The sequence below is a fragment of the Parageobacillus sp. KH3-4 genome (genome assembly GCF_022846435.1).
Classification (GTDB): domain Bacteria; phylum Bacillota; class Bacilli; order Bacillales; family Anoxybacillaceae; genus Parageobacillus; species Parageobacillus thermoglucosidasius_A.
Genome location: NZ_AP025627.1, coordinates 2,161,508 through 2,187,087, shown reverse-complemented (window position 1 = coordinate 2,187,087; position 25,580 = coordinate 2,161,508). Strand labels below are relative to the sequence as shown.

General features: G+C 44.3%; 25 protein-coding genes. 18 read left to right on the top strand and 7 right to left on the bottom strand.

All coding sequences use genetic code 11. The features are described from left to right. The first annotated feature begins 215 nt into the window (after window positions 1-215). The 13 genes from urtA to MWM02_RS11080 all read left to right on the top strand — a co-directional run bounded on the left by urtA (window position 216) and on the right by MWM02_RS11080 (window position 10,544). Window positions 216-1,472 carry an urea ABC transporter substrate-binding protein gene (gene urtA, locus MWM02_RS11140; RefSeq protein WP_244402021.1) on the top strand — a complete coding sequence of 419 codons (1,257 nt, stop codon included), beginning with the start codon at window positions 216-218 and terminating at the stop codon, window positions 1,470-1,472. A gap of 67 nt (window positions 1,473-1,539) precedes the next feature. Further along, window positions 1,540-2,439, top strand: coding sequence for an urea ABC transporter permease subunit UrtB (gene urtB, locus MWM02_RS11135; protein WP_244402020.1), 900 nt, complete (start codon window positions 1,540-1,542; stop codon window positions 2,437-2,439). 12 nt (window positions 2,440-2,451) lie between these two features. Then, a complete protein-coding gene (urtC, locus tag MWM02_RS11130) occupies window positions 2,452-3,525 on the top strand; it encodes an urea ABC transporter permease subunit UrtC (protein ID WP_064553063.1) in 1,074 nt (357 codons plus the stop codon). Continuing rightward, complete coding sequence (gene urtD / locus MWM02_RS11125) at window positions 3,482-4,231, top strand: urea ABC transporter ATP-binding protein UrtD (protein ID WP_064553065.1); 750 nt, start codon at window positions 3,482-3,484, stop codon at window positions 4,229-4,231. The genes urtC and urtD overlap by 44 nt, the downstream gene beginning before the upstream one ends. Next, on the top strand, window positions 4,225-4,926 hold the full coding sequence (gene urtE, locus MWM02_RS11120) for an urea ABC transporter ATP-binding subunit UrtE (RefSeq protein WP_064553067.1): 702 nt from the start codon (window positions 4,225-4,227) through the stop codon (window positions 4,924-4,926). Before urtD ends, urtE begins: the two co-directional genes overlap by 7 nt. A 23-nt stretch (window positions 4,927-4,949) precedes the next feature. Next, window positions 4,950-5,252, top strand: coding sequence for an urease subunit gamma (locus MWM02_RS11115; RefSeq protein WP_064553069.1), 303 nt, complete (start codon window positions 4,950-4,952; stop codon window positions 5,250-5,252). 15 nt (window positions 5,253-5,267) lie between these two features. Further along, window positions 5,268-5,594 carry an urease subunit beta gene (locus tag MWM02_RS11110; protein WP_244402019.1) on the top strand — a complete coding sequence of 109 codons (327 nt, stop codon included), beginning with the start codon at window positions 5,268-5,270 and terminating at the stop codon, window positions 5,592-5,594. 4 nt (window positions 5,595-5,598) lie between these two features. Continuing rightward, window positions 5,599-7,311 (top strand): urease subunit alpha, encoded by a 1,713-nt coding sequence (gene ureC, locus MWM02_RS11105; protein ID WP_064553074.1) that lies wholly within the window; start codon window positions 5,599-5,601, stop codon window positions 7,309-7,311. An 11-nt stretch (window positions 7,312-7,322) separates the two neighbouring features. Next, on the top strand, window positions 7,323-7,772 hold the full coding sequence (gene ureE / locus MWM02_RS11100; protein WP_064553075.1) for an urease accessory protein UreE: 450 nt from the start codon (window positions 7,323-7,325) through the stop codon (window positions 7,770-7,772). Then, window positions 7,765-8,436 (top strand): urease accessory protein UreF, encoded by a 672-nt coding sequence (locus tag MWM02_RS11095; protein ID WP_064553219.1) that lies wholly within the window; start codon window positions 7,765-7,767, stop codon window positions 8,434-8,436. The genes ureE and MWM02_RS11095 overlap by 8 nt, the downstream gene beginning before the upstream one ends. 25 nt (window positions 8,437-8,461) lie before the next feature. Then, entirely contained in the window at window positions 8,462-9,076 is a 615-nt protein-coding gene (gene ureG, locus MWM02_RS11090) for an urease accessory protein UreG (protein ID WP_244402018.1), read from the top strand. Further along, window positions 9,073-9,888: an urease accessory protein UreD gene (locus MWM02_RS11085; RefSeq protein ID WP_064553079.1), complete on the top strand. Its 816-nt coding sequence runs from the start codon at window positions 9,073-9,075 to the stop codon at window positions 9,886-9,888. Before ureG ends, MWM02_RS11085 begins: the two co-directional genes overlap by 4 nt. Window positions 9,889-9,911: 23 nt before the next feature. Next, window positions 9,912-10,544 carry an urease accessory protein UreH gene (locus tag MWM02_RS11080; RefSeq protein ID WP_099458914.1) on the top strand — a complete coding sequence of 211 codons (633 nt, stop codon included), beginning with the start codon at window positions 9,912-9,914 and terminating at the stop codon, window positions 10,542-10,544. A 197-nt stretch (window positions 10,545-10,741) separates the two neighbouring features. On the opposite strand, the gene MWM02_RS11075 is transcribed toward MWM02_RS11080, so the two are convergent. The 7 genes from MWM02_RS11075 to MWM02_RS11045 all read right to left on the bottom strand — a co-directional run bounded on the left by MWM02_RS11075 (window position 10,742) and on the right by MWM02_RS11045 (window position 18,410). Further along, entirely contained in the window at window positions 10,742-11,227 is a 486-nt protein-coding gene (locus MWM02_RS11075) for a GNAT family N-acetyltransferase (RefSeq protein ID WP_064553081.1), read from the bottom strand. A gap of 258 nt (window positions 11,228-11,485) precedes the next feature. After that, a complete protein-coding gene (locus MWM02_RS11070; RefSeq protein WP_244402017.1) occupies window positions 11,486-12,139 on the bottom strand; it encodes a cyclase family protein in 654 nt (217 codons plus the stop codon). A 2-nt stretch (window positions 12,140-12,141) separates the two neighbouring features. Then, the gene (locus tag MWM02_RS11065; protein WP_244402016.1) at window positions 12,142-12,954 is read right to left on the bottom strand and encodes a carbon-nitrogen hydrolase family protein; all 813 of its coding nucleotides are present in this window, start codon (window positions 12,952-12,954) and stop codon (window positions 12,142-12,144) included. Between the two features lie 3 nt (window positions 12,955-12,957). Further along, the gene (locus MWM02_RS11060) at window positions 12,958-14,334 is read right to left on the bottom strand and encodes a purine-cytosine permease family protein (RefSeq protein WP_244402015.1); all 1,377 of its coding nucleotides are present in this window, start codon (window positions 14,332-14,334) and stop codon (window positions 12,958-12,960) included. An 85-nt stretch (window positions 14,335-14,419) separates the two neighbouring features. Beyond that, on the bottom strand, window positions 14,420-15,871 hold the full coding sequence (locus MWM02_RS11055; RefSeq protein ID WP_244402014.1) for an aldehyde dehydrogenase family protein: 1,452 nt from the start codon (window positions 15,869-15,871) through the stop codon (window positions 14,420-14,422). 29 nt (window positions 15,872-15,900) lie between these two features. Beyond that, a complete protein-coding gene (speB, locus tag MWM02_RS11050) occupies window positions 15,901-16,875 on the bottom strand; it encodes an agmatinase (protein WP_064553091.1) in 975 nt (324 codons plus the stop codon). A 140-nt stretch (window positions 16,876-17,015) separates the two neighbouring features. Continuing rightward, complete coding sequence (locus MWM02_RS11045; RefSeq protein ID WP_244402013.1) at window positions 17,016-18,410, bottom strand: sigma-54 interaction domain-containing protein; 1,395 nt, start codon at window positions 18,408-18,410, stop codon at window positions 17,016-17,018. A gap of 143 nt (window positions 18,411-18,553) precedes the next feature. Here MWM02_RS11045 and gabT point away from each other — a divergent pair, with 143 nt between their 5' ends. The 5 genes from gabT (at window position 18,554) to MWM02_RS11020 (ending at window position 25,500) form a co-directional block, all read left to right on the top strand. Continuing rightward, on the top strand, window positions 18,554-19,900 hold the full coding sequence (gene gabT / locus MWM02_RS11040) for a 4-aminobutyrate--2-oxoglutarate transaminase (RefSeq protein ID WP_244402012.1): 1,347 nt from the start codon (window positions 18,554-18,556) through the stop codon (window positions 19,898-19,900). 41 nt (window positions 19,901-19,941) lie between these two features. Next, complete coding sequence (locus tag MWM02_RS11035) at window positions 19,942-21,381, top strand: aldehyde dehydrogenase family protein (RefSeq protein WP_064553097.1); 1,440 nt, start codon at window positions 19,942-19,944, stop codon at window positions 21,379-21,381. 425 nt (window positions 21,382-21,806) lie between these two features. Next, window positions 21,807-23,153, top strand: coding sequence for an aspartate aminotransferase family protein (locus MWM02_RS11030; RefSeq protein WP_064553099.1), 1,347 nt, complete (start codon window positions 21,807-21,809; stop codon window positions 23,151-23,153). 42 nt (window positions 23,154-23,195) lie between these two features. Continuing rightward, entirely contained in the window at window positions 23,196-24,623 is a 1,428-nt protein-coding gene (locus MWM02_RS11025) for a sodium:solute symporter family protein (RefSeq protein ID WP_244402011.1), read from the top strand. A gap of 112 nt (window positions 24,624-24,735) precedes the next feature. Next, window positions 24,736-25,500 carry an enoyl-CoA hydratase gene (locus MWM02_RS11020; protein WP_064553103.1) on the top strand — a complete coding sequence of 255 codons (765 nt, stop codon included), beginning with the start codon at window positions 24,736-24,738 and terminating at the stop codon, window positions 25,498-25,500. The last annotated feature ends 80 nt before the right edge of the window (window positions 25,501-25,580 follow it).

Below are 25,580 nucleotides of genomic sequence, written 5' to 3'. Positions count from 1 at the left end.
GAAATATATTATATTTTTAGATTTTCATCTTGCTTAAACGGGAAAAACATGTATAATTTTGTATATAAATATTACATAATATGTTATTTAATATTACATAAAATGAAGGAGGGAGAAAAAGCTTCTCATGAGGCCATGTGAAGATTTCACAAAATCAGGCATATGCCTGATTCTAATTAGCTATCATAATTTAGAATCTTGTAAGGAGTGTTTACATGAAGAGATTGGAATGGAAAGCTTTTAAACTGTTAATCTTGCTTTTATGTGGGCTTATGTTTGTATTAAACGGATGTGCCGCATCGTCGGCAGTCGATGAGATGAAAGAAAAGCCAAAAGAAACAAGCACATCGGAAACAGGTGACACGGTCAAGGTAGGCATTCTCCATTCGCTGAGCGGCACGATGGCAATCAGCGAAGTATCGTTACGCGATGCGGAGTTAATGGCTATTGAGGAGATTAATGATTCTGGTGGACTTTTAGGTAAAAAAATTAAACCAGTGATTGAGGATGGGGCGTCCGATTGGCCGACGTTTGCAGAAAAGGCGAAAAAACTGCTGCAGAAAGACAAAGTGGCGGCGATCTTTGGCGGATGGACATCGGCAAGCCGAAAAGCGATGCTTCCCGTCGTAGAGCAAAATAATGGTTTGCTTTGGTATCCTGTGCAGTACGAAGGGATGGAGTCTTCGCCAAATATTTTTTATACAGGTGCGACAACCAATCAGCAAATCGTTCCGTCGGTAAGCTGGCTGCTCAAAAATAGAGGAAAAAAATTTTTCTTGCTTGGCTCGGATTATGTGTTTCCGCGTACAGCCAACAAAATCATTAAAGCTCAATTAAAGGCGGAAGGCGGACAATTGGTCGGCGAAGAGTACACACCGCTTGGCCATACGGATTATAGCACGATTATTAGCAAAATTAAAGAAGTGAAGCCGGATGTTGTCTTTAATACATTAAACGGAGACAGTAATGTCGCTTTCTTTAAGCAATTAAAAGATGCTGGGATTACCGCAAAAGATGTAACGGTGATGTCTGTCAGCATCGCAGAAGAAGAAATCCGCGGAATTGGCGGCGATGTGCTGGCTGGCCATCTTGCCGTGTGGAATTATTTCCAGTCAACGGATACACCGGAAAATAAAGCATTTGTAGAAAAATATAAAAAGAAATACGGTAAGGATCGAGTCACCGATGATCCGATTGAAGCAGCGTATTTCGCCGTCCATTTATGGGCGGAAGCAGTAAAGAAAGCGGGCTCTTTTGATGTCGATAAGGTGAAAAAAGCGGCCGATGGTATTGAGTATAAAGCGCCTGGCGGAACGGTAAAAATCGATGGGGAAACGCAGCACACATGGAAGATTGTGAGAATAGGAGAAATCCAGGCAAATGGACAGTTTAAGGAACTATGGAATTCCGGAAAGGCGGTCAAGCCAGATCCTTACTTAAAAAGCTATCCATGGACGAAAAATTTAAATTAAATGAAAGACATCCGTTGTGGAAAGGAGTTTAGGCTCCTTTCCATTTCCAAGAAAGGAGGAGGCTTTGTTGTCTGTCGTTATTACGCAAGTTTTTAACGGTTTTAGCTTAGGGTCGATTTTGCTTTTTGTTGCTATAGGGCTGGCGATTACCTTTGGGTTGATGGGCGTCATCAACATGGCTCATGGCGAATTGATCATGGCGGGAGCGTACATGACGTACGTCGTTCAACAAATATTTGCCAAGTATGCGCCGCAAGCGCTGGAATATTACTTTTTCGTCGCTATTCCTGCTGCCTTTTTTGTTTCGGCTTTCCTTGGCTGGGGGTTAGAACAACTATTAATCCGGCATTTATATCATCGGCCGCTGGATAGTTTGTTGGCGACATGGGGCGTCAGCTTGATTTTGCAGCAAATCGCGCGCACGTTTTTTGGCGCGCCAAATGTAGCCGTGCTTCCTCCTGGATGGTTGGATGGAGGGGTCCGCGTTGCGGGAATGGTTTTTCCATACAAACGGCTGTTTATTTTAGCATTCGTCATTTTATCCATTTTTGCCCTTTATGTTTATTTAACGAAAACGCCAGCCGGCCGCAGAATAAGAGCCGTCACGTTGAACAGAGATATGGCTTCTTGCCTTGGCATTTCTACTCGGAAAGTCGATGCATATGCTTTTGCCATTGGTTCCGGCTTTGCCGGTTTAGCGGGCTGTGCGCTGACATTGCTCGGTCCGATTGGTCCAACGATTGGAACGTATTATATTGTCGATGCGTTTATGGTTGTCATTTTGGGAGGAATAGGGAAACTGATCGGCACGGTGCTGGGAGCGTTCGGAATCGGATTGGTCAGTACGTTGATGGAGTATTCGACAAGTGCGACGATCGCCAAAGTGATAATGTTTGCGCTTATTGTTGCCTTTTTGCAATGGAAGCCTTCGGGGCTTGTCAGTATGAAAACAAGATCGCTCGATTAAGGGGTGGCAAAGATGATAAAAAAAGGCTGGCTTTATTGGCTGTTTTTCCTTGCTTTGTTTGCAGCACCGTTTTATTTAACGGAATTTCGTTTATCGCTGCTCGGAAAATTTCTTTGCTTTGCCATGATCGCGATAGGGCTTTCTTTGCTTTGGGGCCATACCGGGATTTTAAGTTTAGGACATGGCGTGTATTTTGGTTTAGGCGCTTACTGTATGGCAATGTACTTAAAACTGGAGTCTGCGCCTGGACGATTGCCTGATTTTATGGAGTGGAGCGGTGTAAACCAGCTCCCGTGGTTTTGGAAACCGTTTGAGCATCCGCTGTTTGCTATTTCTTCCGCCATCATCATTCCGGTGCTATTAGCAGCATTTTTGAGTTATTTTACGTTTAAAAACCGGATTAAAGGCGTCTATTTTTCTTTATTGTCACAAGCTGTCGTTGTTGTTTTTGTTACGTTGTTCATCGGAAAGCAAGAATGGACAGGAGGGACGAATGGATTAACGAATTTTTCTACCGTTTTCGGTTTCTCGTTATCTTCTCCTCTTACCCAAATTGTTCTTTACTGGCTTACCGTTTGTTTGCTTTTGCTTATTTTCCTTTTTTCCCGTTGGTTAACGGTGAGCCGTTTCGGCCGGGTGCTTGTAGCCATTCGGGATGGGGAAAATAGGGTTCGCTTTTTAGGTTTTAATCCAACAACGTACAAGGTGTTTGTCTATAGCCTTTCCGCGGCTTTTGCCGCGTTGGCGGGCGTAATGTTTGTTTTGCAAGTCGGGCTGATTTCTCCGGCGATGATGGGGATTATTCCTTCGATTGAAATGGTATTGTGGGTTGCTGTCGGGGGAAGAAGTTCATTAATTGGGGCTGTGATAGGTGCTATTGTGACGAACAGTGCGAAAAGCTTCTTTAGCGAAAATTATCCTGATATATGGCTGCTATTTTTAGGAGGATTATTTATCGGTGTGGTGATGTTTTTGCCAAACGGACTTGCAGGCGTATACGAGTCTTTTAAGCAAAGAAAACGACAATGGGAGGGGAGAACACATGAAGCCGGTTCTCATGTGTCGCGAAGTGTCGGTAGATTTTGACGGATTTCACGCATTGCAAGGGGTAAATTTGGAAGTTTATCCGCACGAAGTACGATTTTTAATCGGGCCAAACGGGGCGGGAAAGACGACGCTCTTAGATGTAATCTGCGGCAAAACAAGAGCGTGCAGCGGGAAAGTATTATTTTACTCACACGATATTACGAAAATGCCGGAGCACAAAATTGTACGGCTTGGGATTGCGCGAAAGTTTCAAGGTCCATCGATTTTTCGCCAGTTGACCGTATGGGAGAATATGGAACTGGCTTTAAAACAAGACCGCGGATTGTTTGCGGTTTTGCGGGCAAAATTGTCGCGGGAAGAGCGGGATGCTATCATCACGCTGCTGCAACGCATCCAATTATTCGATTATGCTGGGCAAAAGGCTGGTTCTCTTTCACACGGCCAAAAGCAGTGGCTGGAAATTGGCATGCAGCTTATCCAATTTCCTCAGCTGTTGTTGCTTGATGAACCGATTGCTGGGATGAGTGAAGCGGAGCGGGAACGGACAGGAGAGTTGATCCACGAAATCGCGCGCAACTGTGCCGTCGTCATCGTCGAGCATGATATGGATTTTGTCCGCCGTTTTTCCAAGCAAGTAACGGTCATGCATGAAGGGAAAGTGTTATGTGAGGGGACAATGGAGGACATTCAGCGAAATGAAAAAGTGATAGAAGTTTATTTAGGAAGGGAAGAGAAAGCATGTTAAGCGTGCAAAACATTGCGGCCGGATATGAACAAAGCGTTGTATTGGAAAATGTTAGCATTAACGCACAAAAAGGCGCTGTAACGGCGGTGCTTGGGCGAAATGGCGTCGGAAAAACGACGCTTATCAAAAGTATCATCGGGTTAATCCAACCAATTGCCGGCAAAATCGAGTGGGAGCATCAAGATATTACCTCATTGCCGCCTGAAGAGAGAGTAAGAAAGGGGATTGGTTATGTTCCGCAAGGAAGGGAAATTTTTCCTACGTTAACAGTGGAAGAAAATTTATTGCTGGGGCTGGAGGCACTTCCGGAGAAAGCCAATCCGTCACAAATTTTAGCAGAAGTTTACGAGTTATTTCCGATATTAAAAGAAATGCTGCATCGAAAAGGGGGAGACTTAAGCGGCGGGCAGCAGCAACAGCTGGCCATTGCCCGGGCGCTGATGGGGCAGCCAAAGTTGCTTTTGCTTGATGAGCCGATGGAAGGAATTCAGCCATCGATCGTACAGCTTATTCGTGATGTCATTGTCAAAATGGCCAAAGAAAAAATGATTGGGATTGTCCTTGTCGAGCATAGCTTAGATTTGGCATTTTCATGCGCTGACTACTTTTACATTTTTGACCGCGGCACCGTTGTCGCACAGGGGCGTGTCAGTGAAACGAACATGCATGACATTCAACAATTCTTAACTGTTTAAAAATAAAAAGGAAGGAGAGAACAATGAGATTAACCGCCCGTGAACAAGAGAAATTGCTTATTGTCGTAGCAGCGGATCTTGCACGCCGCCGTAAAGAGAGGGGGTTAAAGTTAAATTACCCTGAAGCAGTCGCTTTAATTACCTATGAAATTTTAGAAGGTGCGCGCGATGGACGTACGGTAGCAGAGTTAATGCAATACGGGACAACGATTTTGACCCGTGATGATGTGATGGAAGGAGTGCCGGAAATGATCAAAGACATACAAGTGGAAGCGACATTTCCTGATGGCACGAAGCTTGTTACGGTTCATCATCCGATTCGTTAAAAGGGGAGGGGAATTATGATCCCAGGGGAATATTTGTTAAAACAAGAAGTAATTGTTTGCAATCAACATAAGCCGATAACAAAAATCGTGGTGAAAAATCGCGGGGATCGTCCGATTCAAGTCGGCTCACACTTTCATTTTTTTGAAGTCAACTCGTTTCTTGAATTTGACTGCCAAGCAGCGTACGGGAAGCATTTAAATATTCCAGCAGGAACAGCAGTGCGCTTTGAACCTGGGGATGCAAAGCAAGTGGAACTTATTCCTTTTTCTGGAAAGTGTTATGTTTATGGATTGAATAATTTGGTCAACGGCCCGCTTGACCGAGGCAAGAAAGGGGAGTAAATGGATGAGTTTTCAAATGTCACGAAAACAATATGCGGACATGTTTGGACCGACAACAGGAGATTGTGTTCGTTTAGCGGATACCGATTTATGGATTGAGATCGAACAAGACTTTACCGTCTATGGCGATGAAGTAAAATTTGGCGGCGGAAAAGTCATTCGTGATGGAATGGGGCAACACCCGCTTGCCACACGCGCGGAATCGGTAGATTTAGTGCTGACGAACGCGATTATTGTAGACTATACCGGAATCTATAAAGCCGATATCGGGGTTAAAGACGGGAAAATCGCCGCCATCGGGAAAGCGGGCAATCCGTTGTTAATGGATGGAGTCAATATCATCATCGGAGCGGCGACAGAAGTTATTGCGGCGGAGGGGAAAATTGTTACTGCAGGAGGAATTGACGCCCATATTCACTTTATTTGTCCGCAGCAAATCGAAACGGCCTTGTCATCGGGGATTACGACGATGATCGGCGGCGGAACCGGACCGGCGACAGGAACAAATGCGACGACGTGTACCCCTGGGGAATGGAACATCTACCGTATGTTGGAAGCAGCCGAAGCGTTTCCGATGAATCTTGGATTTTTAGGGAAGGGAAACGCATCAGCGAAAGAGCCGTTAGCGGAGCAAATTCGCGCAGGAGCCATTGGCTTAAAGCTTCATGAAGATTGGGGGACAACAGCAGCGGCCATTGATGCCAGTTTGCAAATCGCGGACGAATATGATGTGCAAGTGGCGATTCATACCGATACGCTGAATGAAGGGGGATTTGTCGAAGATACATTACGGGCGATTAACGGACGCGTCATTCACACATATCATACGGAAGGAGCGGGCGGGGGACATGCGCCAGATATTATTAAAGTAGCGAGTTTTCCAAATATATTGCCTTCTTCTACGAATCCAACGCGGCCTTATACAAAAAATACGTTAGATGAGCATTTAGACATGTTGATGGTTTGCCATCATTTAGATCCGTCTGTTCCGGAAGATATTGCCTTTGCGGATTCTCGCATTCGCAAAGAAACGATTGCAGCGGAAGATATTCTCCATGATTTAGGCGTTTTTAGCATGATCAGCTCCGATTCGCAGGCAATGGGGCGCGTCGGGGAAGTGATTTTGCGCACATGGCAAACGGCGGATAAGATGAAAAAGCAGTTTGGAAAATTGCCAGAAGATAAAGGAAGAAGAGGAGATAATTTTCGCGTAAAGCGGTACATTGCCAAATATACGATTAATCCGGCGCTTACCCATGGGATTGCGAAGTACGTCGGATCGGTAGAGGCAGGGAAATTAGCCGATTTAGTCGTTTGGCATCCTGCATTTTTTGGTGTAAAACCAGAACTTGTTTTGAAAGGGGGAATGATTGCCTATAGCGTTATGGGAGACCCAAACGCCAGCATTCCGACTCCGCAGCCGGTTATGTATCGGCCGATGTTTGCAAGCTATGGAAAGGCTTTATATAACACTTCGATTACATTTGTATCAAAAGCAGCTTTTGAACTCGGAATCCCGCAGAAATTGAAGTTGCAAAAAATCATTCAACCGGTAGAGCACATTCGCCGTTTGTCGAAAAAGGATATGGTATATAACAATGCGATGCCAAAGATTGATGTCGACCCGCAAACGTACGAGGTAAAAATCGACGGAACCCTTGTTACGTGTGAACCAGCCGAAGTGGTTCCAATGGCGCAACGATATTTTTTATTTTGAGGTGATAAAAAATGATTGTCGAAAAAATAATCGGAAATATTAAAATGTTAGACAAATTGCCGCCGCACATAGAACGGGTATATTTAAGCAGCGATGATTTAGTCAAACGAATTCAGCGCGTTGTCACCGATCACGGAACAGAACTAGGAATTCGTTTAAAAGAAACAAAGGAATTAACCGATGGCGACATCTTATTGATGGATGAGAAAAATATGATTATTGTAAGCGTGCTGCCTGATGATTTGCTTGTCATTCGGCCCACGTCAATGAAACAAATGGGGGAAATTGCGCATCAGCTTGGGAATCGCCATCTGCCTGCTCAGTTCGAAGGGGAGGAAATGCTCGTTCAATATGACTACTTAGTAGAAGAGCTGCTAAAACAATTACATATTCCGTATCAGCGGGAAAAACGAAAAGTAAAACAAGCATTTCGTTACATCGGCCATCGCCATGATGGATAAGCTGTTGCCTTTATTGCAGCTCTGTGATTCGAACTTTCCCTCCGGAGCATTTTCCCACTCTTTCGGATTTGAAACATATATTTCTAATGAAAAAATCAATAACGTTGAAACGTTTCGCGATGCGCTCTGCGTTTATATCCAAACGCAATTGACGTATACTGATGGCTTGGCGTGCCGGTTAACGTACGATTTTTTAGAGAAGAAATCAAAAGAAGATGTATGGCGGTTAAATGAGATATTGGCGGCACTTTGCCTGGCGAGAGAAACAAGAGAAGGAACGCGGATGATCGGGGAACGAATGTGGAAAATTTGCAGAGAAATCTATTCTTTTAACATATGGAATGATGATAAAAAGAAACGCGGGTATATGCATCCTGCTCTTGTTTTTTCCATAGTTTGCTATCGTTTGCAAATTCCGAAAGAGACGACGGTTTTATCGTATTTGTATGCTTCTGTCCAAGCGCTTGTTCAAAATGCGGTTCGCGCTATTCCGCTCGGCCAAACCGATGGGCAACGGCTGCTTGTTTCCATGCGGCCGCATTTGCTCAAAGCGGTGCAGAAGATCGATACATTAACAGAAGAAGAGTTGGGAGCGGCAGCGCCGGGATTGGAAATTGCGCAAATGCAGCATGAACAGCTTTCCGTTCGCTTATTTATGTCTTAATTTTTTGAAAAGGGGAGGAATGGAGATGGAACCAGTAAGAATAGGAATCGGCGGGCCGGTCGGTGCGGGAAAGACGATGCTTGTCGAAAAGCTTACTCGGGCGTTTCATCGTGAATTCAGCCTGGCAGTCGTAACAAATGATATATATACAAAAGAGGATGCGCAGTTTTTAGTGAAACATAGCGTGTTGCCGGAAGACCGGATTATTGGCGTCGAGACAGGAGGATGTCCGCATACCGCCATTCGTGAGGATGCTTCGATGAATTTTGCGGCGATTGACGAGTTAAAAGAGCGTCACCCGGATGTCGAAATTATTTTTATCGAAAGCGGCGGCGATAATTTGGCCGCCACATTCAGTCCGGAGCTCGTTGATTTCTCTATTTATGTGATTGATGTAGCGCAAGGGGAAAAAATTCCGCGCAAAGGCGGGCAAGGAATGATTAAATCGGACTTGTTGGTTATTAATAAAATCGACCTCGCTCCTTATGTAGGAGCAAGTTTAGAAGTAATGGAGCGGGATGCAAAAGCGGCGCGCGGAACAAAACCGGTTATTTTCACCAATTTAAAGGAAGAAATTGGATTAGCGGAAGTAGTGGAGTGGATTCACCAACAAGTGATGTTGGCAGGGTTGGAAGAATGAGCTGGTCAGGGCTGTTACGGTGTACGGCTGTGAAGCAAAACGGCCGTACGGTTATTTCCGATTGCTATTATGAGGGAGCATTGAAATTGGCCCGGCCGATCTACCTTCATCCTTCCGAGCCGACGATTTACTTGATTCATGTAGGAGGAGGGTATGTAGACGGAGATCGATATAAGACGGAAATCATGCTGCAAGAAGGAGCACATCTGATTGCCACCACGCAATCGGCAACGAAAATATATAAAACAGTCAAGACTCCTGTACAACAACATACGTCATTTTACCTGGATGATCAAAGTGTGCTCGAATTTTTCCCCGACCCGGTCATTGCTTATGAAAAAGCGCAATTTTATCAAGAAACGACCGTTTATATGAAAGAAAATTCTACTTTCATTTATGGGGATATTATGACGCCAGGGTGGTCAGAAAGCGGAGAGCCGTTCCGCTACGATTGGGTCCGTTCGAAATTCAAGCTTTATTATGAAGGCAGTTTAATGTTGTTTGATCATCTCTATTTTGAACCGAGCACAGGGATGACAGGAATTCTTCAGATGGAAGGATATACGCATTTTGGTTCTCTATTTGTGATTAGCCCTTTTATGACAAAAGATATTCTGCACAAATTCGAGTGGATGGCAACACGTTTTCCTGCTTCTGCTCACCTTGGCTGGTCTACCCCTATGATTCCGGGATTGATTGTTCGTGTTTTAGCCCACGAAACGTATGTGATTGAAACGGTTTTTCAAATGATTCATCAGTTTATTCGCGAAGAATGTTTTCAAGAGGAACCTATTTTTCTGCGAAAGTACTAAAAAGATAAGGAGATGAAGTGCTGGTGAGCGCCGTATTGCCGGTTTTGCTTTTTGGATTTGCCTTAGGCATCAAGCACGCAACAGAGCCGGATCACGTTATCGCTGTATCGACTATTGCGAGCCGAACGAGTAAGCTTTCCCTTTCATCTCTTGCCGGGGTTTTTTGGGGGATCGGCCATACCGTAACTCTATTTGTCATTGGCATGGTTATGATAGGGATGGAACAACAAATACCAGAAACCACAGCAATGTGGTTGGAACTAGTCGTTGGATTTATGATTGTAGTCTTGGGGATTACAAGTTTTCGTTCGGCCTATGCTATTCCTATTAAAAAGGAAGTAAAGATAAATCATCTTCATTTAAAATCGACATTCATTGGTATTGTCCATGGGCTAGCCGGCAGTGCCGGAATGGTGCTTTTAACGTTAACAACCGTTAATCATCGATGGCAGGCGCTGTTGTTTGTACTGATATTTGGCATGGGAACGATCGTTGGCATGATGTTATTCACTACTTTCTTAGGGCTGCCGTTTATCTGGATGAAACAGAAGCAAACGATTTATCAGTTCTTTGTAAAAGTAATTTCGCTGATTAGTATCATATATGGCTTATACTATATGTATCACATTGGTATAGAAGAAGGACTGTTATTTTAAACATATACACCATCCCCGTCTTTCAAAGGGGAGAAGGGGATGGTTTTTGTTATTGTGACTAAAACACAAACATAAACGGGTGTTCTTCGCAAATCGCAATATCATGAAAATATATATTCTATTTCAAAATGGGTTGGATCTATTTTTATGTTGAAGAAGGATGATGTAGACATTTAGAGCGTCGCTGCTTTCATCCGTTATTTACATATTAGTTGTTTAACAAGCAACAGCTCATCGCGAATCGGAATGCCGTCTGAGCTGACGAGCGGAATGCCTGGTTTCATTTGTCTTGCTTTTTCCACAGCATTCGGGAAAACTTTAACAATCTGGTAACCCCGTTTTTGATAAAAGCGCAGAGCGTGCAAATTATCGTTTGTCGTGATTAAGCGGATCATGACACATCCATGCTGCGCAGCAAATGTTTCCACTTGTTGCAAAAGAGCGCTGCCGACACCTTGTTTTTCGATCACGCTGTCTAGCGAAACAATTTCGCATTCTTCCGCGTTGATAATATAAGTAATAAGACCAACTATTTCTCCGCTGCTTTGGACCGCGGCAAAGCCGTCCAGCTCGCTGCAATCATACATTCCCGTCGAAACGACCATTTGCGGGCTTCCCCAATGGGCGGTAAAAAATTGTTGCACGGTCGAGCGGTCTAAAAGATGGGTAGGGATAATGTTCATGTCTCTAGCACTCCTTGTGGTAATTATACTTAAATTTGTCATACAAGAATAAAGGGATCTTGGTCTGTTCATAAAAAAGGTCTAGTGCGACCAAAAATGTGTAGGACGGCGCTAGTGATGAAGAAGAACGTGTTTTTTCTTTATTAATGTAAGGGTGATGCACCATTCAACAAATTGAATATGAACCTCTCATCATGAAAGACAAGAGAGGTTTGCCCACTTTCTTAACCAATGAACAAAACGTTCGCGGCTTTAATATCATAAATCCAATTCCGCTGCCACCGCTCTTACCGGCGAGCCGTCACATCCCGGCAAATAAAGGGGGAGCGCAATAATATATGGGTCAGTAAAGTCAATTTTATCGAAGTTCGTAAAATTTTCCCCGATCACTCCATTTGCAGCGGTAATCGCTTCGTGTGCCGGGAAGGAAGAGCCGTCAGGCGGATCAATGTTTAACGCATCGATAAAAAATGTGCGGATTCCTTGTTCCAACATTGCCCGGATGACGTCGATGGCAATGTGCGGGTGGCGAAAATAACGCTCCGTTCCCGCATATTGGGACCAACCAGTGTGAAACAGGGCAATCATTCCCGGTTCCAGTTGCGGCAAGTAATGTTTGACATCACTTAATGTAATCGCCTCGCCGTCGTTTTTTCCCGTCACATCGATGACAATCCCTTTGCCGAGAAAATACGTCAACGGAACCTCATCGATTCGCAGGCCATCTTCGCGGAAATGAAAGGGTGCGTCCACATGTGTGCCGGTATGCGAACCGAGAACAAGGCGGCTGACATGGTAGCCGTTTTGTGCGAATGTTGCCGCCGGTTCGATATGCGGTTTTGGATCTCCGGGGTAAACCGGGGTTTGTGCAGTAATGGGCATCGATAGATCCACGATTTTTTTGATATTCATGTCTATTCCACTCCTTGGAAAATATCTGTTCGCCGCTCGTTCATCATTGTGTAAAAGGTTTGCTTTAATTCCCGGCGCCAGTGTTTGTCTATGGTTGCCCGTATGATCTCTTCTTGATCATCCATGTTGGCGGTGGCGATTTCGTTTCCATCTGGCCCATAAATAGAGGATAAACCAAAGAAATGGAAAGGAAAAGACCGGCCTACTTGGTTGCATGCGGCGACATAGACGGTATTATCAATCGCGCGTGCCATTGCAAATTTTTGAAAAGGTTCGTGAAACGGGGACTCCCATGCACATGGAACAAGAAGAAGCTCGGCTCCGCGAGCCGCCAGATGCCTTGCTAGTTCTGGAAAAGCTAAGTCCCAGCAAATCATCAAACCGATGCAGCCGAGTTCTGTATCTACTAGTACTGGTTTGGACCCGGGAGTAAACCACGCTTTTTCTAACGGGGTTAAATGGACTTTTCGATAATTCCCTACACATTGCCCGCTCGGATGAATCAGGATGAGAGAGTTATAGAGATTTATCTTGTCATCTTTTTCGACGTATCCGTAAGCAATATATAATTGAAGTTTTTGCGCAAGCCGGCTCATTCGCTGAAATATAAAGCCATCCCATGCTTGGGCAACGTCTTTAAGCGTTTTGGACAAAACGTAACCAGCGGTACAAAGTTCCGGGAACAGGAGAAGGCGAACACCGGGAAATTTTTGTTTGCATTCGTTTGCGATGGCTTCCATTTTTGCGAGATTGCCAGAAATATGGCCATTTGCCGGCGTCATTTGTGCCAGTGCTATTTCATACGATATTGCCATAAATTATCCCTCCATGCTAGTCGGGGCTTCGAGTTCCACGGTATGTGCTCTGCTCGATGTTTGTTTTGTGATTTTCATCAATCCCCAATAGCCTGCTCCCGATAAGAAAAACGTTAACATGGTCGAACCGATCGCAAGCGGACGAACGTACGTAAAGCAATAGGCGAAAACGGCACCGATGATATACGCCGCATATGCGGCCATATTAACTCCTTTTTGGTACTGATACCGTCCTTTTGTATCAAAAAGAATATCTTCCGCATCATATATTCCTCTTTTGATCAAAAAGTAATCGACGAGAACAATGGCGAATACAGGAATGAACAGTGTGGCAATGAGCATAATAAAATTAAAGAAATGGGACATGAGAGTTTCTTTTAACAAGGCGCCGAGGGTACAAATGATTCCCATGATCAATGTCGGCTTCCAAAATCCTGCGCGCGGGAAGACGTTCATAAAGGACATCGTCGCACTATATAATGCCATGACGTTGGTAGATAGTACAGAAAAGAAGACGACAATGGATGCGATCAAGCCAAATCCGTAAGCGGCAAGGAGAATAGTAGGGTCATATGTTCGTTCCATGTTGGAAGCAATGCTAAACCCACTGACGACAGCACCGAGCCCCATCGCTACAATCGAAGCAACGAGATAACCAAAGTAGGTTCCCCAAAATCCGCTTTTTTCCGATTGGCAGTTTCGGTTAAAATCGCAAACGGTCGACATCCAGGAAAACGCTGTCGCAACGACGATATCAAAAGCGACGATCATTGTGATCGATGGATGTTTGCTTACTTTCATTTCTAATAGTGTGGAGATGTGATACGTCGTAAAAATTTTATAAAAAACGAGAAAGGATAAAAGCAACATTGCGATCGATATATATTTTTCGATTCGTTCTACCCCGCGGTGGCCGAAAATCGTAATAATGACGACAAGCAGTTCGGTTAAAATCACAAATAAATTAATATTGCTGTATCCCGTAGCGTGATGAACCGCATAATTAAGGCTAAGGCCAGCCATATACGCTTGAATCCAGCTCCAGCCAATTAAAATAATCGTATTGACAAGGGCTGGAAGGATTGCTCCTTTTTGTCCGAAAGCGGCTCTAGTGATAACCATGGTGGGGAGCCCGGTTCGAATGCCGATGTTTCCGGTAAGAGCGAGCGGAACGGCGCCGATCGCGGAGCCGACAATAATCGCAAGCATTGCACTGGAAAAGGAAATATCGGGAACGAACATCATGCCTGTCATCACGGTAGTAATGACGACGTTTGCAGCAATCCAAAGAGTAAAGGTGCTAAAAAAATTCATGCTCCGTTCGTTCATCGGTGTTGGTCGAATATCATCATGCCCAAAACGTTCTGTCCATTTTGCCATCAACAGCTCCTCCTTACTTAAAATTTATAATATTCAGAATAATTTAAATATACATCGATTTCGCCGCAAGGACGAAATCGAAACGTTATTGATACCACCCGAGTGGTTTTCCATTTTCGCTTATATTCACGTGTTTTGTTTCCGTAAAAGCGGTGAATCCTTGTAGGCCAAGCTCCCTGCCGATTCCGCTTTGTTTAAAGCCGCCCCAAGGCGCATCGACATAAGGGGTGTGATAACTGTTAATCCAAATCGTTCCTGCTCTCAGCTTTCTGGCGATTTGTTCTGCCCGTTCGAGATTGCGGGTGAATATGCCAGCTGCCAGCCCATATACTGTATCATTTGCCAATTCGATTGCTTCTTTATCATTGTTGAAGCGTTGTACGGTAATGACAGGACCAAAGATTTCTTCTTGCACGATGCGCATGTCTTGGTGAACATGGACAAAAACGGCGGGGGAGAGGTAATATCCTTGTTTTTTGATGCGTTCGCCGCCTCGGAGCAGGACAGCTCCTTCTTGCAATCCGAGTTGGATATATGTTTCTACTTTTTCTAAATGAGAGGAACTGATTAATGGCCCCATCTCCGTTTTTTTGTCTAAAGGATCTCCGATGCGAAGGGAATCTAGTCTTTTTATCAGTTTATCTATCAATGAATCATAAAGATGTTCATGGACAAGAATTCGCGAAGCGGCGACACACACTTCTCCTTGATTTAAAAAAGAAGCAAACATCGCCCACTCTACAGCGTTATCCAGATCAGCATCTTCGAAAACGAGAAGCGGAGATTTTCCGCCGAGTTCCAGGGAAACCCGTTTGAAGCTGCCAGCGCATTGTTCGTAAATCCATCGCCCTGTTTTGGTTCCGCCGGTAAAGGATATTTTTTCTACATGAGGATGTGTCACCAATGTTTCCCCAACAGGAGAACCGCCCCCTGGAACAAGATTAAACACTCCCGGCGGAAGACCGATGGAATCGATAAGTTTGGTTAGTTCTAGTAAAGATAATGGGGTTAATTCTGATGGTTTAAAAACGATGGTATTTCCTGCAGCGAGCGCAGGTGCGATTTTCCATATCCCCAATAAAAGCGGGAAATTCCAAGGAACAATGAGTGCGCAAACTCCGATTGGTTCTTCGATGATTTTGCTTGTTGTTCCATCAGCCATTTTCTTTTCTGTAATGGTTCGTTGTTCGAGAAAGTCGGCATAATAACGAAGGCATTGTACAGAATCGCTCACATCGAGACGTGACTCACGGATCGGTTTTCCCGTATTGATCGTCTCTATATAAGCAAATTTTTCCGTGTTTTTCTCTAGCAGATCTGCTAATTGACGAAGAAAGGAAATTCGATTACTTGGATTCGCCGGCCAATTTGTGTATCGGAAAGCATGACGGGCGGCTTCGACCGCTTCCCATGTTTGTTGCAAGGACGCTTCATTAATTTCTGTGATGACTTTTTCGTTGGAAGGATTGATAATCGATCTTTTTTCTCCGTTTCCTATATGCCATGTACCGTTTATATACACATGGTAATTGGACATAAAAGGACGCTCCTTTTAGTGAGATGCTCTCATTGCGTTGTTGTTGCAGATAAGTTTTTTTGCAGCGATCGCCTTTTCTTTAAAGCAACCAGCGTGATCATCTCATATATAATGGCAGATGCTAGCACTGCTGTAATTTCTCCGCTATCGTAAGAAGGCAATACTTCAACGAGGTCAAATCCGACAATGTTTAGCCCATCGAGTCCTCTTACATATTCCAGTGCTTCATAGCTGGTTGGCCCTCCCACTTCCGGTGTGCCGGTGCCGGGAGCAAACGCAGGATCAACAAAGTCGATATCATAGGAAACGAAAACAGGTTTATCACCTGCACGTTTGTGAATGCGTTTCATTACTTCAGAAAATCCAATTTGCCGAACTTCCTTCATGGTAATCACTTCAAAACCAAGCCGCCGCGCATCTTCTATATCATCCGCGCTGTAAAGCGGCCCGCGCATGCCGATTTGAATGGAATGATCAACATCTAGCAATCCTTCTTCGACAGCACGGCGGAATGGCGTGCCATGCATATATTTTTCACCATAGTAATGATCCCAAGTATCTCCGTGGGAGTCAAAATGAACAAGCGCCACTGGACCAAAGCGTTCATAAAATGCCCGCAAGTTTCCTAATGTAATCGAATGATCGCCGCCCATAATAATCGGAACGATGTTTTTCTTCAGCAATGGCAGCAGCTCTTTTACGATATTGTCGTACGTTCGCAGCGCGTTTCCTGGAATGACGTCAATATCCCCATAATCTACTCCAGAACAATATTCAAAGATATTAATATCCATATCTGGATTGTAAGGGCGAAGCAATACGGAAAAATTTCGAATATGTTGCGGGCCATACCGCTGCCCGGTTCGGTTGGAAGCGGCAGTATCAAATGGCACACCGAGTATAACAAAATCAACGTTGTCTGTTGTTTTGATATTTTCTAAACGCATAAATGTTCGAACTCCGCAAAAGCGGGGAGATTGGGATGAATCTTTTGGCTTATACATGTAAAAACCTCCTTAAAAAATATTCTGCTGTTTATAAAATGCAAAAAGTGTGCCAAAAAAGAATAGAGGTTTTTGCCAAAAAATACGATGAATGAATTCAAAAGTGAATGAAAAATAAAAAATCAATTCAAAAATGGATTTTAATCCACTTTTGAATTGATGCCGTATTTTTTTAGTTTTCTCACCACGGTTGGCTGACTAATTCCAAGATAATCTGCCATTTCATAAGTTGTTTTACATTGTTTTGCTGCGCGCAAGAGCCATTGCCGTTCTACCTGTTCAATCGCTTCTTTAAGTGTAGCGGGTTCTTTCTCTTTTTCTAACCATTGATTAGATCGTGTAGATTGGGGGTGCTTTTGGATAGAAAAAGGGAGATATTCAGGATAAATGGCTTTTGTTTCGGAGGTAATGACTAACCTTTCCATCATATTTTCTAATTCTCGTACATTGCCAGGCCAATCATAATCGACGAGATGGTCAACAATGGCTGGATGAAAATATTTATCCATATGATATTTTTGGTTGAATTTTTCTAAAAAATATTGTGCTAACATGAAAATGTCTTCTTTTCTCTCACGCAAAGCAGGTACGTAAATCGGAATAACATGCAAACGATAAAATAAATCTTGCCGGAATTTCCCCTGCTTCATCATTTCCTCTAAGTTCTGATTTGTCGAGGCAATAAGGCGAAAGTCAATCGTTCTTTCTTTAATTCCCCCAACGCGTGTTACTTTTTTCTCTTGTAACACTTTTAGCAGCTTCGCTTGCATCGAAAGTGGGAGTTCGCCAATTTCATCAAGAAAAAGAGTCCCCTTATCGGCTAATTCGATCAGCCCTGGCTTCCCGGTTTTTTGTGCACCGGTAAACGATCCTTTTTCATATCCAAACATTTCCGATTCAAATAGCGATTCAGGAATCGCGCTGCAATTCACTTCGATAAATGGCTGGTTTCGTCTCGGACTGTTTTGATGGAGGGCACGGGCAAATACATTTTTTCCGACTCCGGACTCGCCAAGAAAAAGAACCGTTGCGTCTGATTTAGCAACCCGATGCACTAGCTTCCAAATACGCTGCATGACCTTGCTTTGGATTATAATGTTTTCATGTTTTAATTCTTCCATTTCGATTTGATAATGTTCCATCTGCATTCTTAGTTTTTCATAGTCTTCTTTTAGACGCTCCAACTCTGTTAAATCATGCGAAAAACTAATCACGCGGATAATGTTGTTTTGTTTATCGAATACAGGTACGCCAGTTGCCATGACGACACGGCCAGTTGGTGTTCGCTGCATGATTTGAACTTCTTTTTTCTCCTTTAGCACTTTGGCTGTCACAGAAGGGGAAAATATATTTTCTTTTTCTAATTGATATACGGACTTTCCAATAAGATAAGAAACTTCTTTTCCATAAATGGAAAGACAGTTGGGGCTGGCGCGGAGAACCATTCCGTTTCCGTCTGTAATGACAATATTATCGTTAGAAGATTTTAATATGGCACCTAACTCTAATTCCAACACATCCGTTGCACTTCGCATGCTCTCCCTCCCAGCTGTTTATCAGAACTTACATTATTAATTATTCAAAAAAACGTAAAATCCCTTTTTCTTTCTCATAACGCCTTTGGCATGTTTTTTGCATCTATAAGCAAGTGAATACAAAGCGATGGAGGGAGAAATAGATGAAGACGGAAGCAAAAAAATTTATACAGTTAAAAACAACGATCCCGGGACCAAAAGCGACAGAATTACTCAGAAAAAAAGAACAGAATGTTCCTCGGGGACCGTTTAATACATTATCTACGTTTGCGGCCAAAGGGGAAGGGGCGCTCTTAACGGATGTCGACGGAAACACGTTTATTGATCTTGCCGGGGCGATTGGAAGCCTCAATGTCGGCCACTGCCCGCCGAAAGTGGTGGAAGCGATTAAGGCTCAAGTTGACCAATATATTCATCCTTGCTTCCATGTGATGATGTATGAGCCGTATATTCAATTAGCAGAAAAATTAAATGAAATTACTCCAGGCACTCATCATAAAAAAACCTTTTTCTTAAATAGCGGAGCGGAAGCGGTCGAAAACGCTATTAAAATTGCCCGGAAATATACAGGAAGGAAAGCGATTATCTCCTTTGAAAGAGGATTTCACGGACGTACACTTCTTGCGATGTCGCTCACAAGCAAAGTCAAACCATATAAATTTGGATTTGGCCCATTTGCCCCAGATACGTACAAAATGCCGTATCCATATTATTACCGCAAGCCATCTGGCATGACAGACGAAGAACTAGATGCAGAGATTTTAAGACGTTTGGAAGACTTCTTTGTATCCGAAGTCCCAGCAGAAGAAGTAGCAGCGATTATTATGGAGCCAGTACAAGGGGAAGGCGGCTTTATTGTGCCGTCGAAAACGTTTGTGCAAGGAGTAAAACAAATTTGTGAAAAATATGGTATTCTATTTATAGCAGACGAAATCCAAACAGGATTTGGACGAACTGGAAAGATGTTTGCTATGGAACATTTTGCTGTGGTGCCAGATTTAATAACGATGTCGAAATCCATTGGCGCAGGTGTACCAATCAGTGCGGTTACCGGAAGAGCAGAAGTAATGGATGCGCCGAACCCTGGGGAAATCGGGGGAACGTATGGAGGCAGCCCACTTGGTTGTGTCGCGGCATTGCAAGTCATTGATATGCTGCGACAAGAACAGCTAGTCGAGCGTGCGAATGCCATCGGGCAAACGGTAATGAACCGATTCAGACAGCTCCAAGAAAAATACGAAACGGTTGGTGATGTGCGTGGACTTGGAGCAATGGTGGCAGTTGAATTTGTGAAGGATTCTGAGACAAAGGCGCCGAATAAAGAATTGACCGCGGCAATTTTGCAAGAATGCCATCAGCGCGGTGTCATTGTCATGAGCGCCGGCATATACAGCAACGTCATTCGCCTATTAACACCGCTTGTGATTACCGATGAGCAGTTAGCGGAAGCGTTGGATGTGGTGGAGGGAGTTATCAGTGAATTGGCATGATATTTTGAGGCAAAAAAGTTATGAAGAAAGAGGGGGAAACAATGAAAACAACGCTTGACAAAAAGAAACTCTATATTAACGGTGAATGGGTGGAAGCGAAATCGTATACCACGTTAACGTCTCCTTATTCGGGCGAAGCGTTAGCGGAGATTCCTATGGCGACGGAAGAGGAAGTCGAACGGGCGATTGCCGCAGCGTATGAAGCGAGAAAAGAATTGGCCAGCATGCCGGCGTACAAACGGGCGGAGATTTTAGAAAAAGTGGTCGCAGAGCTGCAGGAACGCGCAGAAGAAGCGGCGCGCATCATTGCGCTTGAAGCAGCCAAACCGATTACAACGGCAAAAGGGGAAGTGGCGCGGACGATTCAAACGTACAAATTTGCCGCCGAAGAAGCGAAACGGATTCATGGAGAAACGGTTCCGCTTGATGCGGCGCCAGGCGGGGAAAATCGCGTCGCCTTTACTGTAAGAGAGCCGATCGGCGTCATCGGCGCAATTACACCGTTTAACTTCCCAATGAACCTGGTGGCGCATAAACTCGGTCCAGCGGTTGCCTCGGGCAATACGGTCGTGTTAAAGCCGGCAAGCCAAACGCCGCTTTCCGCCTACTTTATCGCGGAGCTGTTTGAAAATGCGGGGCTGCCAAAAGGAGCATTAAATGTCGTAACGGGAAGCGGAAGAACCGTCGGCGATAAAATCGTCACCGATCCGCGCATCAGCATGATCACCTTTACCGGCAGCCCGGAAGTTGGAATCGGCATCCGCAACAAAGCGGGCTTAAAGCGGGTGACGCTCGAACTTGGCTCCAACTCTGCAGTCATTGTCGATGAACAAGTAGACGTCGACCGCATTATTCCGCGCTGCGTGTTTGGCGCGTTTTCCTTCCAAGGGCAAGTGTGCATTTCGCTCCAGCGCATTTACGTGCATGAAAAGCGGTATGACGAGTTTGTCGAAAAATTTATTGCCGCTGCGAAACAACTAAAAGTAGGAGATCCATTGGATCCAAATACGGATGTTTCTGCGTTAATCACGCCAAAAGATGTCGATCGGGCGCTCGCCTGGATCGAAGAAGCGAAACAAGGCGGAGCCAAAGTCGCGCTTGGCGGTGAACGGGACGGAAACATCCTGCTTCCAACCGTGATTTTAGACGCACAGCCGACGATGAAAGTATCATGCCAGGAAGTGTTTGCGCCAATTGTCTTGATTAACCGCGTCCGCTCAATCGAAGAGGCGATCGAGCTCGTCAATGATTCGCGGTACGGATTGCAAGCGGGCGTATATACAGATAATATACATGTCGCCTGGGAAGCAGCGGAAAAACTGCATGTCGGCGGCGTGCTGATCAACGACATCCCGACGTTCCGCGTTGACCATATGCCATACGGCGGCGTGAAAGAGAGCGGAGTCGGCCGCGAAGGGCTTCGCTATGCGATTGAAGAGATGACGGAATTGAAACTGGTTATTTTCAACCGCAATCGGTAATCATGAGCCGTATCACCTTTTTGGTGGTACGGTTTTTCTTTTTTTACTGAATAGATGCTTGCATGCATGAAGCAGAAAAAGAAATGGAAATCGATGATTAATTTAGAAATGAATTTTTTAATTCAAAAATGAATTAAAAAGACAGTTACACCGGTAATTTAAAATAAGACGGAGGAGTACGCACAAGCGGAATGATGGAACGAGGAATTAGCCATTCTTCATTCTCTATTTTTTTCTAAAATTTTAGACAATTATAGAGAAGCAAGTTCTTATGAAAGCAAAACAACGCTAGAAACAGCAAAAATTGGTATGATCGGATATCTGATGCGTGTAAATTTTAAAAATATTGAATTATATAAATATTGGTATGATATTTGCATAATTTTTTTATGAACAAACTGATTTGCCAAAGGGGAGAAACGCACATGACAGAGAACAACTGGATGCATCTCTATCACAAAATTTCCGATTTACTTGCGCCAACGATGGCCAAAGACCATCCGAACTTGCCGGTGGTAAAGGAAGAAGGATGCTACTACTACGGACTGGATGGAAAAAAATATCTTGATTTTACTTCCGGTATTGCTGTTGCCAATACGGGGCATCGCCATCCGAAAGTCGTACAAGCCATCAAAGATGCCGCGGACCGCCTTATGCATGGGCCAAGCGGAGTAATCATGTATGAATCGATCCTTCGTTTGGCTGAAGAACTAACGCATATTATGCCTGAAGGCCTGAACTGTTTCTTTTTTGCGAACAGCGGAACGGAGGCGATCGAAGGGGCTATTAAGCTGGCAAAACATGTGACGAAAAGGCCGTATGTTGTCTCGTTTACGGGATGTTTTCATGGCCGTTCTTTAGGGGCGCTTAGCGTAACGACGTCCAAAAGCAAATACCGAAAATATTTGCAGCCAAACGGATTGACGTATCAGCTTCCGTATGCCAATCCAAAAGATTGTCCGAATGGGGAAGACCCGGATATGTATTTTGCGAATCAGCTTGAAAAAGACGCGGCTTCTTTGTTTGCTCACCAAGTCACTCCGGAAGAAGTGGCATGCATGATTTTAGAACCAGTGCTTGGGGAAGGAGGGTATATTGTGCCGCCAAAAGGCTGGCTGCGCAAAATAAGAGAGATTTGTGACCGCTATGGAATTTTACTCATTTTCGATGAGGTGCAGACGGGGTTTGGCCGCACTGGTGAATGGTTTGCGGCACAAACATTCGGCGTCACCCCAGACATTATGGCGATCGCCAAAGGAATTGCTTCCGGCCTTCCGCTAAGCGCAACGGTTGCCTCAAAAGAGTTGATGCAGCAATGGCCGCTAGGGAGCCATGGCACGACATTTGGCGGCAATCCCATCGCATGTGCGGCAGCGCTTGCCACATTAGAAGTATTTAAAGAAGAAAATTTACTGGAAAATTGCAAAAAAGTTGGAAAATACGCCCGTGAGAAGCTGGAAGTGTTAAAAGCAAAGCATCCAGTAATTGGAGAAGTGCGTTCGATCGGGCTTATGATCGGTATCGAGATTGTTCATCCGCATACTGGCGAACCGAATGGAGAGGGAGTGATGGAGATTTTGAACCGCTGCCTGCAAAAAGGAGTTCTTTTCTATCTATGTGGGAATAAAGGAGAGGTCATTCGCATGATTCCGCCGTTGACCGTGACGAAAGAGCAGATTGACGAAGGATTAAACATGCTAGATCAGGCACTGACAGAATACGAAATAGAAATTGGCGCACATCCGATGATGACGAAAATGGCTGGAAAATAACAGCAGTTCATTTGTTAAAAATAAGGGGATGGGGGAATTTTCATGAGCATACTTGATACAGGGGTTATTCTATTTTATTTTCTTCTTTTAGTTATCGTAGGGATTTTGGGAGCGAAAAAAGCGAAAACAGTAGAAGACTATGCGCTTGCCGGCAGAAATCTCGGATTGTTTATCTATCTTGGCTGTCTGTCTGCGGTCATTCTTGGCGGCGCCTCGACGATAGGAACAGCTAAATTAGGGTATCAATTCGGGCTTTCAGGCATATGGTTTGTATTCATGATTGGTCTTGGAATTACCGTGCTCGGTTTGTTTTTTATTCATCAAATTTATGGTGCAAATGTTACTACGATTAGTGAATTGCTTGGACGCCGGTACAATAAAGAAACACGCTTGATTAGCGCGCTTGTAGCAGCCATTTACACGATGATGGTTTCCGTTACGCAAGTCATAGGAATGGGCACTATTATTCATGCTGTGCTAGGTTGGAATATGACGGTTTCGATGTTAGTCGGCGGGGGAATCGTGCTGTTTTATACAATTCTCGGGGGAATGTGGAGCGTTACCATGACAGATATTATTCAGTTTATCGTCATGACAGTCGGCATTTTTTTCGTTATGCTGCCGCTTAGTTTATCCTATGTTGGCGGATGGAAATCACTCTCTGAACAATTGCCTGCCACGCATTTTGATCTGACATCAATGGGATGGGCGAACATTTTTCAATACTTTTTGCTATATACTTTAGGAATGGTGGTATCACAGGATATTTGGCAGCGGGTGTTTACGGCACGCACAACAAAAATTGCCCGGAGCGGTGCAGTATACGCTGGCCTATACAGCTTTGCCTATGCATCAGCATTAAGCATTATTGGCATGTGTGCAGTCATCGTTTTCCCAACCATTAACGATCCGCAAAATGTATTTGCAAAAATGTCGCTGACGATCTTGCCACACGGTTTGGTAGGGCTCATTTTGGCAAGTGTATGTTCTGCGCTCATGTCCACTGCTTCTGGAACGTTGCTTGCTTCTTCTACTCTTTTATCCCATGATATTTTGAAGCAGCATTGGCTAAAAGACATTAGCGATCAAAAGTTTGTTTTTCTGTCACGAATGATCACTTTAGCCATTGGAATTACCGCGATTACGTTTGCCATTTGGATTCAAGATGTGCTCGTCGCATTGGATGTGGCTTATGCGATTTTATCCGGCGCCATTTTTGTTCCTGTAGTTCTCGGTTTCTTCTGGAAAAAGGCGACAGCGAAAGCTGGTTTCTATTCGATTATTATTAGTTCGCTGGTCGTGCTTGTCGGTTTGGCAGTGGAAGGATTAAGTTCTACCAATCCGATTATGTATGGGATTGCAGCCAGCATTGTTTCTATGATTATCTTTTCTTATCTGCAGCCATCTTCCAACATACAAAATGGCAACATCGTATTGGAAGAGTGGGAAGATGAACAAGGTGCGCTTTAACGGGAACCTGTATCCCCTTTTGGGTGATACGGTTTTTTCTTGAAAAATTAAAGGAGTTTTGCGATCAAATGAGAAATTTAATATAGGAAATTGGTCAAACAGGGGGATAGTCATGGAAACAGTCGTTCTTTCATTTTCGGGAAATGTGGCGGTATTGGAGCTGAACCGTCCGGATTCGTTAAACGCGATGAATGAACAAATGTTACAGGAGCTGCTCGAAGCGTTGCGCCAAATTGAGCAAAGCGATGCGCTGATCGTTCTTATTCGCGGAAAAGGAAGAGGATTTTCCGCTGGCGGCGATATTAAAACGATGCTAAATGCAGACGAACCAGAAAGATTTCCTGAGATCATGAACAACATTCAAGAAGTTATTATGATGTTATACAGCATGCCGAAAATCGTCGTTTCTGTCGTCCATGGGCCAGCGGCAGGGCTGGGGCTAAGCTTTGCTTTAGCGAGCGATTATATCATCGCAACGAAAGAAGCGCGCCTGGCGATGAACTTTATCGGCATCGGACTGATTCCAGACGGAGGCGGACATTTTCTTTTGGCGAAGCGAGTCGGGCAAGTCAAGGCGAAGCATATCATTTGGGAAGGAAAACTGATGAATGCCGAAGAAGCGTATGAACTCGGCATTGTCGACATAATTGTTGACGATGAAGCTAAAGCTGAGGAAAAAATCGCCGAATGGCAGGCAAAACCGCTGCAGGCGATGATCGCGACGAAGAAGCTGTACGTCAATTTGACAAAAGATGAATTGCTAAAAGTGCTTCAGTTCGAAACAGAGGAACAGCAAAAAATGCGGCAAACGGAAGATCATCGCGAAGGAGTGCGCGCTTTTTTAGAAAAAAGGAAGCCGAAGTTTCAGGGGAGATAATTAAGAAGCCCTTGCCGAAGAATCTTTTGCAAAGGTTCTTCAGCAAGGGCCGTTTCTATTCATCTATGAAAGTTCGTGTA

Excerpts from the sequence above, each read along its gene's own strand:
- urtA (WP_244402021.1), top strand. The coding sequence starts at position 216 with ATGAAGAGATTGGAATGGAAAGCTTTTAAACTGTTAATCTTGCTTTTA.
- urtC (WP_064553063.1), top strand. The coding sequence starts at position 2,452 with ATGATAAAAAAAGGCTGGCTTTATTGGCTGTTTTTCCTTGCTTTGTTT.
- urtD (WP_064553065.1), top strand. The coding sequence starts at position 3,482 with ATGAAGCCGGTTCTCATGTGTCGCGAAGTGTCGGTAGATTTTGACGGA.
- urtE (WP_064553067.1), top strand. The coding sequence starts at position 4,225 with ATGTTAAGCGTGCAAAACATTGCGGCCGGATATGAACAAAGCGTTGTA.
- MWM02_RS11115 (WP_064553069.1), top strand. The coding sequence starts at position 4,950 with ATGAGATTAACCGCCCGTGAACAAGAGAAATTGCTTATTGTCGTAGCA.
- MWM02_RS11110 (WP_244402019.1), top strand. The coding sequence starts at position 5,268 with ATGATCCCAGGGGAATATTTGTTAAAACAAGAAGTAATTGTTTGCAAT.
- ureC (WP_064553074.1), top strand. The coding sequence starts at position 5,599 with ATGAGTTTTCAAATGTCACGAAAACAATATGCGGACATGTTTGGACCG.
- ureE (WP_064553075.1), top strand. The coding sequence starts at position 7,323 with ATGATTGTCGAAAAAATAATCGGAAATATTAAAATGTTAGACAAATTG.
- MWM02_RS11095 (WP_064553219.1), top strand. The coding sequence starts at position 7,765 with ATGGATAAGCTGTTGCCTTTATTGCAGCTCTGTGATTCGAACTTTCCC.
- ureG (WP_244402018.1), top strand. The coding sequence starts at position 8,462 with ATGGAACCAGTAAGAATAGGAATCGGCGGGCCGGTCGGTGCGGGAAAG.
- MWM02_RS11085 (WP_064553079.1), top strand. The coding sequence starts at position 9,073 with ATGAGCTGGTCAGGGCTGTTACGGTGTACGGCTGTGAAGCAAAACGGC.
- MWM02_RS11075 (WP_064553081.1), bottom strand. The coding sequence starts at position 11,227 with ATGAACATTATCCCTACCCATCTTTTAGACCGCTCGACCGTGCAACAA.
- MWM02_RS11070 (WP_244402017.1), bottom strand. The coding sequence starts at position 12,139 with ATGAATATCAAAAAAATCGTGGATCTATCGATGCCCATTACTGCACAA.
- MWM02_RS11065 (WP_244402016.1), bottom strand. The coding sequence starts at position 12,954 with ATGGCAATATCGTATGAAATAGCACTGGCACAAATGACGCCGGCAAAT.
- MWM02_RS11060 (WP_244402015.1), bottom strand. The coding sequence starts at position 14,334 with ATGGCAAAATGGACAGAACGTTTTGGGCATGATGATATTCGACCAACA.
- MWM02_RS11055 (WP_244402014.1), bottom strand. The coding sequence starts at position 15,871 with ATGTCCAATTACCATGTGTATATAAACGGTACATGGCATATAGGAAAC.
- speB (WP_064553091.1), bottom strand. The coding sequence starts at position 16,875 with ATGTATAAGCCAAAAGATTCATCCCAATCTCCCCGCTTTTGCGGAGTT.
- MWM02_RS11045 (WP_244402013.1), bottom strand. The coding sequence starts at position 18,410 with ATGCGAAGTGCAACGGATGTGTTGGAATTAGAGTTAGGTGCCATATTA.
- gabT (WP_244402012.1), top strand. The coding sequence starts at position 18,554 with ATGAAGACGGAAGCAAAAAAATTTATACAGTTAAAAACAACGATCCCG.
- MWM02_RS11035 (WP_064553097.1), top strand. The coding sequence starts at position 19,942 with ATGAAAACAACGCTTGACAAAAAGAAACTCTATATTAACGGTGAATGG.
- MWM02_RS11030 (WP_064553099.1), top strand. The coding sequence starts at position 21,807 with ATGACAGAGAACAACTGGATGCATCTCTATCACAAAATTTCCGATTTA.
- MWM02_RS11025 (WP_244402011.1), top strand. The coding sequence starts at position 23,196 with ATGAGCATACTTGATACAGGGGTTATTCTATTTTATTTTCTTCTTTTA.
- MWM02_RS11020 (WP_064553103.1), top strand. The coding sequence starts at position 24,736 with ATGGAAACAGTCGTTCTTTCATTTTCGGGAAATGTGGCGGTATTGGAG.